This window comes from Bartonella sp. CL266QHHD (genome assembly GCF_042195355.1).
Classification (GTDB): Bacteria; Pseudomonadota; Alphaproteobacteria; order Rhizobiales; family Rhizobiaceae; genus Bartonella.
On sequence record NZ_JBHIOD010000051.1, the window covers coordinates 1 to 11,733 of the forward strand.

17 protein-coding genes and 1 pseudogene are annotated in these 11,733 nt (G+C 37.3%); 9 read left to right on the forward strand and 9 right to left on the reverse strand.

Translation table 11 applies throughout. From position 1 onward, the window contains the following. The 5 genes and pseudogenes from ACFIK7_RS06810 to ACFIK7_RS06830 form a co-directional block, all read right to left on the reverse strand. A pseudogene (locus ACFIK7_RS06810) lies at positions 1–231 on the reverse strand (hypothetical protein); the annotation flags it as partial. An 84-nt stretch (positions 232–315) separates the two neighbouring features. Then, positions 316–840, reverse strand: a complete 525-nt coding sequence (locus ACFIK7_RS06815; protein ID WP_375633493.1) for a hypothetical protein — start codon at positions 838–840, stop codon at positions 316–318. 295 nt (positions 841–1,135) lie between these two features. Next, positions 1,136–1,525, reverse strand: coding sequence for a hypothetical protein (locus tag ACFIK7_RS06820; RefSeq protein WP_375660307.1), 390 nt, complete (start codon positions 1,523–1,525; stop codon positions 1,136–1,138). 273 nt (positions 1,526–1,798) lie between these two features. Continuing rightward, on the reverse strand, positions 1,799–2,935 hold the full coding sequence (locus ACFIK7_RS06825) for a hypothetical protein (protein WP_404977342.1): 1,137 nt from the start codon (positions 2,933–2,935) through the stop codon (positions 1,799–1,801). Beyond that, positions 2,925–3,398, reverse strand: coding sequence for a crossover junction endodeoxyribonuclease RuvC (locus tag ACFIK7_RS06830; RefSeq protein WP_375612606.1), 474 nt, complete (start codon positions 3,396–3,398; stop codon positions 2,925–2,927). Before ACFIK7_RS06830 ends, ACFIK7_RS06825 begins: the two co-directional genes overlap by 11 nt. A gap of 74 nt (positions 3,399–3,472) precedes the next feature. Here ACFIK7_RS06830 and ACFIK7_RS06835 point away from each other — a divergent pair, with 74 nt between their 5' ends. Next, complete coding sequence (locus ACFIK7_RS06835; RefSeq protein WP_375624397.1) at positions 3,473–4,102, forward strand: hypothetical protein; 630 nt, start codon at positions 3,473–3,475, stop codon at positions 4,100–4,102. A 13-nt stretch (positions 4,103–4,115) separates the two neighbouring features. Here ACFIK7_RS06835 and ACFIK7_RS06840 read toward each other — a convergent pair whose 3' ends face one another. The 4 genes from ACFIK7_RS06840 to ACFIK7_RS06855 all read right to left on the reverse strand — a co-directional run bounded on the left by ACFIK7_RS06840 (position 4,116) and on the right by ACFIK7_RS06855 (position 6,563). Continuing rightward, positions 4,116–4,874: a hypothetical protein gene (locus ACFIK7_RS06840; protein ID WP_375624395.1), complete on the reverse strand. Its 759-nt coding sequence runs from the start codon at positions 4,872–4,874 to the stop codon at positions 4,116–4,118. 12 nt (positions 4,875–4,886) lie between these two features. Further along, positions 4,887–5,327, reverse strand: a complete 441-nt coding sequence (locus tag ACFIK7_RS06845) for a coiled-coil domain-containing protein (RefSeq protein WP_375663141.1) — start codon at positions 5,325–5,327, stop codon at positions 4,887–4,889. 11 nt (positions 5,328–5,338) lie between these two features. Further along, a complete protein-coding gene (locus ACFIK7_RS06850; protein WP_375654754.1) occupies positions 5,339–5,665 on the reverse strand; it encodes a dATP/dGTP diphosphohydrolase domain-containing protein in 327 nt (108 codons plus the stop codon). A 574-nt stretch (positions 5,666–6,239) separates the two neighbouring features. Beyond that, entirely contained in the window at positions 6,240–6,563 is a 324-nt protein-coding gene (locus tag ACFIK7_RS06855) for a hypothetical protein (protein WP_375630470.1), read from the reverse strand. Between the two features lie 113 nt (positions 6,564–6,676). Here ACFIK7_RS06855 and ACFIK7_RS06860 point away from each other — a divergent pair, with 113 nt between their 5' ends. From ACFIK7_RS06860 to ACFIK7_RS06895, 8 genes are all read left to right on the forward strand, one after another. After that, positions 6,677–7,003 carry a hypothetical protein gene (locus ACFIK7_RS06860; protein ID WP_273721234.1) on the forward strand — a complete coding sequence of 109 codons (327 nt, stop codon included), beginning with the start codon at positions 6,677–6,679 and terminating at the stop codon, positions 7,001–7,003. A 244-nt stretch (positions 7,004–7,247) separates the two neighbouring features. Next, on the forward strand, positions 7,248–7,628 hold the full coding sequence (locus ACFIK7_RS06865) for a hypothetical protein (protein ID WP_375621921.1): 381 nt from the start codon (positions 7,248–7,250) through the stop codon (positions 7,626–7,628). Positions 7,629–7,697: 69 nt separating this feature from the next. Continuing rightward, positions 7,698–8,441, forward strand: a complete 744-nt coding sequence (locus tag ACFIK7_RS06870; protein ID WP_375626999.1) for an antA/AntB antirepressor family protein — start codon at positions 7,698–7,700, stop codon at positions 8,439–8,441. Between the two features lie 12 nt (positions 8,442–8,453). After that, positions 8,454–9,005 (forward strand): hypothetical protein, encoded by a 552-nt coding sequence (locus tag ACFIK7_RS06875; RefSeq protein ID WP_375663142.1) that lies wholly within the window; start codon positions 8,454–8,456, stop codon positions 9,003–9,005. A gap of 8 nt (positions 9,006–9,013) precedes the next feature. Then, a complete protein-coding gene (locus tag ACFIK7_RS06880; protein ID WP_375663143.1) occupies positions 9,014–9,475 on the forward strand; it encodes a hypothetical protein in 462 nt (153 codons plus the stop codon). Positions 9,476–9,480: 5 nt separating this feature from the next. Then, positions 9,481–9,939: a hypothetical protein gene (locus ACFIK7_RS06885; protein ID WP_375637977.1), complete on the forward strand. Its 459-nt coding sequence runs from the start codon at positions 9,481–9,483 to the stop codon at positions 9,937–9,939. Between the two features lie 72 nt (positions 9,940–10,011). After that, positions 10,012–10,878: an ERF family protein gene (locus tag ACFIK7_RS06890; protein WP_273791660.1), complete on the forward strand. Its 867-nt coding sequence runs from the start codon at positions 10,012–10,014 to the stop codon at positions 10,876–10,878. 1 nt (position 10,879) lies between these two features. Further along, on the forward strand, positions 10,880–11,503 hold the full coding sequence (locus tag ACFIK7_RS06895) for a lambda exonuclease family protein (RefSeq protein WP_375663144.1): 624 nt from the start codon (positions 10,880–10,882) through the stop codon (positions 11,501–11,503). Positions 11,504–11,733 lie beyond the last annotated feature (230 nt).

Below are 11,733 nucleotides of genomic sequence, written 5' to 3' on the forward strand. Positions count from 1 at the left end.
ATATACCCTTGCATTTTCATAAACACGACCAGATTTTACAACACAAGCATTATCATAAACCCAGCAATTGCCATCATGAGAAAGGTTATCTTCCTTTTCAATAAAGCCGCCTAAATCACCAGCTTTAACATCAGCAAAGTCTTTTAAAGCACGAATGCGGTATAAAGTAATCCCTTTAACGTGACTTTCATTTATAAGCTCATATTTTTTAGATACATTTTTAGTGGTCATAGGTAGCTCCCTAATCTAATATTCAAACAAATTTTTAAATGAAATGGTTATAAGGAGGCGCCCCCGCCGCGCCCGCGCCGTTATTTAAGCTGTTTTCCTATGAGGACGACACATAACAAAGCAAATTTCACCATAAGGAGAAAGGCGTTCTGTATAAACATTATTCATTGTGTCACCACAAATATTCTTAGTAACAATAGCCATGCCACATGCATTGGCATTTTCATAAACATGCACTTTACTTACAATTTTTGCACTATCGAAAACATGGGCATTATCATACACATGGGCATTGGCAAAAACCTTTGCTGAATCGTAGACGCGAGCATTACCATATACAAAACCACCAACACCTGCATTGCCATAAACCTGCGCATTTTCGTAAACACGACCAGGGCTCACAACAATGGCCTGATCACCAACCCAGCAATTGCCATCATGGGAAAGATTTTCTTCAGATTCAATATAGCCACCAAGTTGACCAGCTTTAACATCACCAAAATCTCTTAACGCCTTAATGCGATAAAGTTTTTTACCCTCACGAAGAATTGTTTGATTGGTGAGTTGATATTTTGGAGATGTTTTTTGATTTTTAACTGTAGCGTTCATGCTAGTAATCCTTATCGTAAAAAAGGTTTGTTATTAACACCCCATAAGGGCGTCGGGTGCTAACAAACACGGCGATAAGTCCGTCGTCACACTTTTCTCATAAAGAGTATTGTATGGTGTGACCACACCCGACATAATCATTATATGCTAATCACAACATAAAAGACAGTCAGTATTTTAAAGAATGGGAAAAACCTTATCGTGGTTTATCCGCTTATCGCTAAGTGTTGTTAAGCACTTGTCGACCTTTCTAAACGAACCTTTCCTTAATGTCAATACGTATTTTTTATTTTTTTCACTTTTTTTCATTTTGATACCTACCTAATTGAATATCAAGTGCTTTCTCTAGTTCACTGTCTATATCATCATAAGTTTTCACTGCTTTCACTGTACGTTTTTTGATTTCCCTATTCACCTCGTCTATCAACGCTTCGCAACTCAATACGCTTCTTGGCAAATCACCACCGTATATCCAAGCTTTCACTTGCGCCTTGGTACTGTAATCAACATTCTCAGGCATCTCATGATACTGACCACCGTCAAATTCTTCGTATTCTCTTGTGCCATCATCATATTCGTAAAGGTTATAAAAATACTCTGCTACCCCTAATCCCCATGGTGCATGCCCCACCGCCGTTGCAACCCACTTTTTTTGCCCTTTCTGTTTACGTTTTTTTAAAAACATCTGGTTTAATATCCCCTATCTAAATCCATAACTTTACCAATGGGTTTATTTGCCTCAAAATGGACCGTACAGAAGCGTTTTTAATTTCAATGTGGTTTTTATCACAAAATCTTTAAATCGCTCTGTACGGTGCATTTCTGTCAATTTAAACGCATCTCTATTCTCAAAATCATCAGCAAATTTCACTACTTTGCTGTTTTTTCGGATCCTTTTAAATACAATTTCATGACTGATGCTCCCGAAAAAAGCTCTATTTCTGATCCATAAGTGTCTTTAAGCGTAGATCGCTGTTGGGGGTATGCTAAATCTTTCTGAAAGCTTATTTGCGAAATTGTTTGATGATGATTTATAGCATGCGGTTGCATATAGTTTTTCCGTTTCTAATTTTTTGTGTTTCTTAATTACCAATCCATATTCTGGATGCGTAATCCAATTATCCCAAGCGCTTTGCCAATCGCGTTCATTTGCATTTCGACATGGATTGGTTTTTGAAAAGCGTACAAATTTTTCAAATTCTGATAAGGCTTCACCATGCGTTAATCCTTGTTCAGTTGCGTATTGAAAATCGGGTTTGAAATCTTCTAGTATTCTTTCAACTTCTTGTTTTTCCCTTGTTTTCTTTGTTCCTTCAAAAAAGTTTGCTTTCTCTGGAAAATAAGCAGGCATCATCGTGTCAAAGATTTCTGAAAGTTTTTTTCCAACCTTTTTAACTTTTCGTGAAGGCAATTTCGCAATCATCGCTTCGTTAATTTGCCATCGGTTGTTAACTTCGTTTGAAAGATTGATATTTTGCTCGCGAATGATTGGTTGTTTGGTTTCTATCGTTTTGATTTGCTCTGATTGGCTTTCAACATCACACTCGATTGCCTTTTCAACAAAATCGTTTGTTTCTAAATTTTCAAATTCGATTTCTTTTTTTAATAAAATAATATTTTTATTTTTTTTGTTATTGTTAATGTTAATGTTATTGTGCATTTCCAAGCATTGCTCGTGCATTGCGTATGCATTGCTTGTGCATTGCTCATGCATTGCACGTGCATCATCATTACTTTTATCTTTGTTTTTATCCCATCTAGCTTTTGCTGCTTTTGAAGCCTTTTCCGAAGCTTTATCTAAATTCTCATTAGAGTTATTGAGTTCTTCCTCAACATCTAAATTCCACAAGCGACCATCTGCTAAACGAATGAAATATCCTTCTTCAAGCAAAACATTCAGTGCCGCTTCAAACTTCTTCACTGAATAACCAGTGTAATTAGATAAAACTTTAATATTATAAAAAAGAGGTTCACCAGTATGCAACATACGTAACCGTAATCGCATATAGATATTGCCCTCTACAGCAGGCAAATAATCAACAACTATTGCCCACTTGTCTGCAAAAAGCCTCGTCCATGGTAATTTAATGGACATACCCCAATTCCCTTTCTTTAACTAAATATAAAATTGCTAAAGCATCTGCTTCGTTATCATCTTTCGGATTGTGCCCTTTTGCACGCACCGCCTTAATCATCTCTTCTTTCGACGCATTCCCCTTGCCTGTCGTCGCTTTCTTAATCGTACTTACTGGTATCCCCTCATACGGTATCTGATGCTGTTCACACCACGCCGTTAACGTTGCTAACAAACCACCGTAAACATGCGCTGCATCTGTACCTTTATGACGCCTCACCTCTTCAAAATACACCACGTCAATTTGACCTGCTGTCTGCTTTATTTCTGATAGCCATTGTTTAAAACGCAAGTAACGCATTCCACCGCCTTCAAAACGGCGTGATTGAAAATTCACGGTACCACTGAACATGTCACCACTTGCACCACGTATCGCCCACCCCGTTTTGGTACCTAGATCAAAACAAAGAATCGTGTTATTCACCACGCCACTCCATACATAATGTGTTTTATATGATTGTTTTTTTCAAAAAGCGGGGAGGGAAAGGTGTGTGAAATATGTCAATAATATCTTGGCTTACTTCTTTTATCATCAGTGTAATTTCAGCAGGCTTTGTTTTTTATAAATACCACAAAGAACAAAAAGAAAAACGTTTAGGACAAAAATTACAAAGTTATAGTGTGCGTAAAATTCTTGCGCAAACATCTCCAAATACCCTTAAAGAACTTAACGTTCGCCTAGAATTAATCATCCACAATCCAACAAAACAAATAATCAAGATAAATCACATAAAAATCCCTGAAGACAACCCGTTTGAATTTAGAAAAGCATGCTACCCAGATCCCACCAAAGGTATCTCAGACTCTAAGAAATATAAAAACGCAACGAAAATCTCCTTAAAAACCCCAAAGCACATTGATTTAATAGACCCAAAACTAAAGCCTGAGCGTACGGGTTTTTTTGACCTTTTTAGTATAGAACATGAGGATAAATTGGCCCTTTGGTTTGATATAAAACCAATAGAACCATGCTTAAGAAAACCTATAATCATTGTAGTTGAACACACTTCATGTAATGATCCAGAAGAAAAGCTGGAGACTACGTTTTGTCTTGGTTTTTTCCGGTGTACAGATGAACAGAACAATATTTTTTGGAATAAATTTTTCAAAGAAAAAACGCCTTCGTGAATAATTCTAATAGCTAAAGCCATATTCTGTACTCCCAATAATAACGGAGTCTCTCCAATGTTCTACGGTGCCAAGGTAGAGATGCCATGTATTGTTGTGGTGTTAACATAGACAATTTATAAGTCGTATTGGAAATGTAATTAAAGTTTGGAACTAGGTGATCACCACGTAATCTGCCGCCACCAAAAACAGCCCCTAAACCACTAATCCAACAATTACCTTCGTGACTGAGGTTCTCTTCACTCTCTACCCAGCCACCTAAATCACCTTTCTTTACTTTGCCAAAGCTTCTCAATGCTCGTATTCGGTGTAACTTGAAAGGACCGAGATCAACTGTATCGTCTGTAAGTTCGTATTTCTTTTTACTACTATTAACTAAATCACAACCACTAATAAAACCTGTATCAATCCATGCATCACCACACACACGGGCATTTCCACAAATTATTGCTGTACCGTATACATGTGCATTATCAAAAACTTTAGCATCAAAATAAACAATGGCATTGCCATAAACATGAGCGTTATCATAAACGTTGGCATTACCAAAAACCTTGGCTCGACCGTAAACCCTAGCACTACCATAAACCTTTGCATCGTCCCCAACCCAACAGTCTCCCTCATGACTTAAATTGCTTTCATTTTCAATAAAGCCACCTAAGTCACCTGCGTACACATCTCTAAAATTTCTTAAAGCACGTATACGATGAAGCGTAACTCCATTAACTTCGATTGTTTCATCAGTAGATTCATACTTCTTTTTAACTGTCATCTTATCCACTCCTCACTTACCCTTCTTCTTACTCTTCTTATTCTTATGAGGCGGCGCTTTTACTGCTTCATCACGCTGTTTAAGCTCTTGTGTTAGTCTTTCAACTTCCTCGTCGCGTGATTGAACATCTGCTTTTAGTGCCTGTATCTTTTCACTTTTCCGTTTAAAGTCTTCTCGGTACGCATCTATCTTTTGCTTAAGTTCTTCAATCTCTTGCTTCAGTTCTTCAATTAGCTTGTCGCATTGTTCAAGATCCGCATCACATTGATCAATTGTCTGCTTGCTTTCCTTTAAATACCTAAACTCATTCTCTCTCATTTCTTTCTTAATATCTTGAACCTGCTCTTTAAGTGCTTTAACTTGGTTGCGATAATGCAATGCAATACGAAACATCACTCCGCTTAAGAGCAAAACTGAAACCACTGCTATCCATAAAATTTCATTCGAACTCATCTTTATCTCCTTTAATTTTTATGAGGGCGGTCATCATGACCAATCTGTTGTGCTTCGCATTCCATTAAAAAAAGAATGCAACAAGCCGCATGTGCCAAGTGTGATAAATCACTCTCAGCATCCTTATGCTCTCCACCAAACCATGCTAATAAATGACGTAAAGCAGCACCGTGAAACCTGCTCCAGTGCATGCCATTACGCCAATTGTTTGCTCCGTACTTCTTTGCCCCAAACTCTAAAACTTTACCAATTTCAAGCAGTGCCAACGGCGGTATAAGCTCTACACGAGGCTTACCATCATCATTCTTATGCGCTTCATTTGCATTATGTGAACACATATAAACTCTGTCGCCACCATATTCTTCAGTGCCGCAAACATATGCATTTCCATAAATCTTGGACTTACCATAAACCACGGCATGACCGAACACCTTAGCAGCATCACAAACCTTGGCATAACCACAAACCTTGGCGTTGCCATAAACCTTGGCGTTGCCATAAACATGGATATTATCGTAAACGTAAGCATTACCAAAAACCGCAGCTTCATCACAAACCTTGGCATTGCCAAATACATGCGCATTACCACAAACCTTGGCGTTGCCATAAATCGCAGCTGCTAAAAGAACATTGGCATTCTCATAAACACGGGCATTGTCATAAACATGAGAAAAACCAAGAACCTTGGCATTGCCAAAAACACGTGCATCACCATAAACCCATGCCCTATTCCCAACCCAACAATCACCTTCATGACTTAGGTTGTCTTCTTTCTCTATATAGCCTCCTAAATCACCTGCTTTAACATCACCAAAGTCTCTCAGTGCACGAATGCGGTGAAGTGTTCTGCCATCAAACTCAATTGTTTCATCAGTAAGTTCGTATTTCTTTTCTACAGCCATCTTTATCTCCTTAATGCTGTAAAGTTTCTCCGGTGTGATCAACACCGCAGCTCTTGCTAATTTTCGACAATGGGGGGTGTTGCTCTTGCATTAATCTCTGCAAGCGCTCGGGATAAAAAAAATCTTCTGGACGCAAATCTATCCCATGGTCACGTGCATAGTTCAGAAGCATAATTTGATACTTAGCTGGTATAATTCCGCCTTTACCCTCTAGTTTTTTTAAAGGATAAGTCCATTTATAAACAGCAGACACATGGCATTGAGAAATCAATGACACACGTTTCGCACCGCCTAAATATTTTATAATCGTACCTGCTGAATTTTTGATATTCATTTTAATTTCTCTATTTATCAAACGGGCATTTATTCGATTATAGAAAAAATGTCAACATTTTTTCTAAAATAGAAATGTTGATATTTTTTAAAACAATAGGAATATTGATAAGTATGGATATTCAAAAAGAAATAAAAATTTGGGCAAATGAAAAACTTAAAACAATGGGTCATGGGTCCCGAACTGAATTAGCTAAACATATGGGACTTCATACATCTGTTGTATCTAAAATGCTTTCTGTCGATGATGATAAAGAAAGTAGAAGCATATCTGCTGATGAACTCGTTAGATTAACTTCATTTTTTAAAGCTCTCCCCCCTCATTTTATACCCGATAATTGTGATGATTATTTTTTAAAATTATATTCCTCGGCAAAGCCAGAGCATAGAAAAGCCGTCATTTCTTTTCTGCGATCTTTGCAAGAAGAAGATGGAAAATAACCACCCGTTTTTGCTCATTTGTTAATGACGAAAATATTTTTAGAGCTTTTTTAGACTGCTTCATACAGAATTTTCTCCACATTGAAATGAAAATTAAATTACTTTTTTGTGTAGACTATTTGTCTATTACTAAAAAAATTTTTTCTGTTTTAGAAAAATTATATTGACTTATTCTAAAATCGAAAATATGTTCACTCCATATCTTAGAAAATAACTTTTGCCAATAGGCAGTATGGAGGCATTTGTGAATAAACCAGTGTTTATAAATTCTGATGAAATTCTCTTAGTGATGTGCGAAAATGAAGAGCAAAATCTCGCTAAATCTGGTCCTTTCTTAGAAGAAAGTGACATGATCAAATTTATCGACCAAGCCGATAATGCTGTCCAAATTTTGCGTATTGAACCAACGACTAATCGTTGCGAAGATATCTCTGAAGATATTGCCGAATTCTATCTTAAAGAATGTGAAGAGCAGTGTTTCAACGGAAACATTCCTCACGATTTTATTCTACACAGCACAGCATACGGTTTTTTTTTAGATGATATAAAACAGCGCGAATATGATGATGCAATGTATGGTTCTTACGAAAAACAACACCGTTTGCGTCCTTGTGATGTGCTTTAAAAGCTAAAGGCGTTTTTAAAAGACGCCACCTTCTCTTATCAATATTGGTAATTCAAAGAGATTATAAAAATGGATAATCCTATCACTATTACAAATAACACCATTAACGAAGAAAGCGTTCAAACAGTCAACGCACGTGATTTGCATAGTTTTTTAGAAGTAGGTAAAAAATTTGCGGACTGGATTACTGAACGTATCAACAAATATAATTTGGTAGAAAATCAAGACTTTGTTTGCTTCCCTATTTTGGGAAGCAAAGGAAGGGGTGGTCACAATCGTAAAGACTATCATCTAACTCTAAGCGTAGCCAAAGAGCTTTCTATGCTTGAAAACAATAAGAAAGGTAAACAAGCCCGTCAATATTTTATTGAATGCGAGCGGCGTGCAAAGCAAGTTCTTACACCACAAATCGATTACTCAAGTCCACAAGTAATGTTAGGTGTATTAACTCATCTAAAAAATGAAAATGAGCGTAAAGACATCATCATTGAAGATTTAAAACCAAAAGCAATGGCTCTTGAAAGCTTACAACGCTCTGATGGGCTCTTCGGTCTTACTGAAGCCGCTAAAGTGCTCGAAATGCAACCAAAACAATTCATTCTCTTCCTACAGAAAAAAGGATGGGTGTATCGACGCACTTTCGGGGATCGCTTATTGCCTTATCAGGATAAAATCCAAAAAGGACTAATGGATTGTCCCACCATTACACTTCAAACCGCAAGTGGAATAGAAAAAGTCATTCCTTGCGCAAAAATCACAGCAAAAGGAATTGGTATGTTGTCTCAAGAGATTAAAAAACAAAACATGCATTAAGGGAAATAAACCATGGAAAAAAAATACGAACTTACTGATGAAACAATCGAAGTTGGGGGCAAAACTCTCCACCGCATTCGCGCATTACGAGACTTTGGAAACGTCGAGAAAGGTGATTTAGGTGGCTATATACAAAAAGAAGACAACCTATCGCATCATGGTAATTGCTGGGTAGGTGATGATGCAAAAGTCTATGGTTATGCCAAGGTTTTTGGTGATGCTAAGGTTTACGAAAATGCACAAGTTTACGGTTATGCACATGTTTACAACAATTCTCGTATTTATGGCAAAGCAGAAGTTTGCGATGAACCATGCATTTACGGTGATGCAGAAGTTTACGGTGATGCATATATTTGCGGTGAACCGCACGTTTTTGATAATGCAGAAGTTTATGGCAATGCACAAGTTTACGAAAAGGCATACATTTATGATAGGGCGCGTGTTTACGGCAATGCAGAAGTTTCCGGTGATGCGCATGTTTACGGTCATGCAAAAATTTACGGTGAAGCATGTGTATGTTGGGACGACTGGATTGATGGCGATAAAAGAATCTCAACTAGGTAACAAACCAGATGAAAAAATACGAATTTACTGATGAAAAAACTGTGTTTGATGGAAGAACTCTTCACCGAATTAGAGCATTAAGAGACTTTGGATATGTCAAAAAAGGTGACCTCGGCGGTTTTATAGAAAAAGAGAGCAACTTAAGCCATAAGAGAGACTGTTGGATTTTTGGCAATGCACACGTTTACGGTGATGCCAAAGTTTATGATGATGCGCGGGTTTATGGGAATGCACGCGTTTATGGCAATGCACAAGTTTCTGATTATGCCGAAGTTGGTGGTGCTTATGTTGGAGATAATGCCAAGGTTTTTGACTATGCGCGGATTTATGGGAATTCTGTTATAGGGAAAAGTGTACACGTTTACGGAAATGCTAAAATTTACAATCAAGCATATATTTGCTGTCGTGTAAACATTGCTGGAAATTGTAAAATTAGTGGCTCCACCATAATCGAAGAACGTGAGAAATAGTAATCATGGAAAAGAAATATGAACTTACTGATGAAACAATTGAGTTTGATGGATACATTACGCTTTACCGCATACGTGCATTAAAAGATTTTGGTGATGTTAAAGCAGGCGACCTTGGCGGCTTTGTAGAGTATGAAGACAATTTAAGTCAAAAAGACGATTGCTGGATTTATAATGATGCCAAGGCGTATTGTTGTGCCAAGATTTACGATAGTGCTAAGGTTTATGATAAAGCACAAATTGGTGATTGTGCCGAGATTTTTGGCAATGCAAAAATTTATAATAACGTCAAAATATATGATGGACATATTTTTGGACACACACAAATTTATGGAAATGTGATTATTTATGCCGATTCAAGAATTTATGGCAATGTAAAAATTTATGATAATTCAGAAGATTGTAAACAAACTATGACCGCCCAGAACGGCGACTCTTCAACAAAAGACGACATTCCTTTCTAGCAACACAAACCAACTTTTAACACCAGCGTGATTCACGCCACGGGTGAATTGCGCGCAATGTAGGAAATCAAGATGAGTGAACAAAACACTAACCTAATAGAAATTGAAGAAACACATCATTTAGCCGTCGAACAAACTGTCATGGAACGTATTTTAAATAAAGCCTTAGACAGTGACGTCGATATGGATCGCTTAGAGCGTCTTCTTGATTTAAGAGAACAAGAGATAAAACGACAAGAGCGCCAAAATTTTGTCCGTGATCTTTCGGCTGTGCAAATGGCATATAAAAATATCGAACAAAACGCCATTAATAAACATACAAACAGCAAATACGCTACACTTGATCAGTACATTGATGCTGTAAAAGACGGACTTGCAACATACAAATTTGCTTTGTTTTATCGTATTAAAAATCAAACAGAAAAAAACGTTACCATAGAAATAACTCTGTCTCATCCTTCAGGCAATGAAATATCAACAGAAGGAACATTTCCAATTGACAGTACAGGCTCTAAAAATAGCATACAATCACTTGGTTCCACACTTACCTACGCACGAAGATACCTATTAGGCATGCTTCTTAATTTAGCAAGTAAAGAAGACGATACAGATGGTCAAATGCAAGCCAAAGAAGACGATACAAATAATCAAAAAGTTTCCTCTAAACAGATAAAGCAAATCGAAGAATTAATCGAACAAACAGAATCGGATAAAAATAAGCTTCTCTCTTATGCAAAAGTAGAAAAGCTAACAGATATGTCTTGTGAAACAGCAGACGACGTTTTGAAAATATTAGAAAGCAAGCCAAGAATTCAAAGAGAAAGCGCTCTACAATCTCTCCCACCACAAGAGAAAACATACGTTCCTATACAAGATGCCGAATATATTCACGTCCAAGATATAGAATATGTATCACAAGAACAAAGAACGGCGGTGTGATATGGAACAAAGAACAGCAGAATGGTTTCAAGCGCGCTTGGGTAAAGTCACCGCATCAAACATTTACAGCGTACTCAGTAAAACTACAAAAGGATTGCCTACGAGCAAATATGAAGACTACAAAATCAAACTCATAACAGAACGTTTAACAAGAGAAATAAGCCCCTATTATGAAACTGAAGATATGAGATGGGGTATTGAGCATGAAGATGATGCCTTGAGAGAATATGGCTTCATTTATGATGCCGATATAACAAAATGCGGCTTTATCCAACACCCCACAATAGAAATGGCGGGGGCTAGCCCCGATGGTCTCATTGGAGAAGACGGTTTAATCGAAGTCAAATGCCCGAGATCAGTAACACATATGCGCTTTTGTATAGGTGACGAAATCAAACCAGAATATCACGCACAAATGCAATTCCAAATGGCTTGTACAGAACGAAAATGGTGTGATTTCGTAAGCTATGACCCACGTTTTACGGGGGAATTCTTTCACTTACGCATGAAAGTCAAGCGTATTCTCCGTGATGATCAACAAATTGAACAGATCAATCAAGCTGTTGAAACCTTTTTAGCAGAGATAGAACGAGAGATAAAACAACTCTCAACAAAAGCTGCTTAACCTTATGGGGGTGTTTTGTTCCCCGCATATCTACGAGCACCCCCACCCTTTCACATAAGGAAATTAAACGTGTGTAACATCGAACATATTATCATACAGCCTGCTAAAGATGAGGAATTTTGTTTTTTTACCATTGGCTATGAAGGTAGGTCCCTTGAGAATTATCTTAGTTGTCTCATAGAAAACAATATCAAAACTTTATGTGATGTTCGTAAAAATCCAATAAGTAG

Coding starts and splice junctions, on each gene's coding strand:
- ACFIK7_RS06815 (WP_375633493.1), bottom strand. CDS start 840: ATGAACGCTACAGTTAAAAATCAAAAAACATCTCCAAAATATCAACTC.
- ACFIK7_RS06820 (WP_375660307.1), bottom strand. CDS start 1,525: ATGTTTTTAAAAAAACGTAAACAGAAAGGGCAAAAAAAGTGGGTTGCA.
- ACFIK7_RS06825 (WP_404977342.1), bottom strand. CDS start 2,935: ATGTCCATTAAATTACCATGGACGAGGCTTTTTGCAGACAAGTGGGCA.
- ACFIK7_RS06835 (WP_375624397.1), top strand. CDS start 3,473: ATGTCAATAATATCTTGGCTTACTTCTTTTATCATCAGTGTAATTTCA.
- ACFIK7_RS06840 (WP_375624395.1), bottom strand. CDS start 4,874: ATGACAGTTAAAAAGAAGTATGAATCTACTGATGAAACAATCGAAGTT.
- ACFIK7_RS06845 (WP_375663141.1), bottom strand. CDS start 5,327: ATGAGTTCGAATGAAATTTTATGGATAGCAGTGGTTTCAGTTTTGCTC.
- ACFIK7_RS06850 (WP_375654754.1), bottom strand. CDS start 5,665: ATGTGTTCACATAATGCAAATGAAGCGCATAAGAATGATGATGGTAAG.
- ACFIK7_RS06855 (WP_375630470.1), bottom strand. CDS start 6,563: ATGAATATCAAAAATTCAGCAGGTACGATTATAAAATATTTAGGCGGT.
- ACFIK7_RS06860 (WP_273721234.1), top strand. CDS start 6,677: ATGGATATTCAAAAAGAAATAAAAATTTGGGCAAATGAAAAACTTAAA.
- ACFIK7_RS06870 (WP_375626999.1), top strand. CDS start 7,698: ATGGATAATCCTATCACTATTACAAATAACACCATTAACGAAGAAAGC.
- ACFIK7_RS06875 (WP_375663142.1), top strand. CDS start 8,454: ATGGAAAAAAAATACGAACTTACTGATGAAACAATCGAAGTTGGGGGC.
- ACFIK7_RS06880 (WP_375663143.1), top strand. CDS start 9,014: ATGAAAAAATACGAATTTACTGATGAAAAAACTGTGTTTGATGGAAGA.
- ACFIK7_RS06885 (WP_375637977.1), top strand. CDS start 9,481: ATGGAAAAGAAATATGAACTTACTGATGAAACAATTGAGTTTGATGGA.
- ACFIK7_RS06890 (WP_273791660.1), top strand. CDS start 10,012: ATGAGTGAACAAAACACTAACCTAATAGAAATTGAAGAAACACATCAT.
- ACFIK7_RS06895 (WP_375663144.1), top strand. CDS start 10,880: ATGGAACAAAGAACAGCAGAATGGTTTCAAGCGCGCTTGGGTAAAGTC.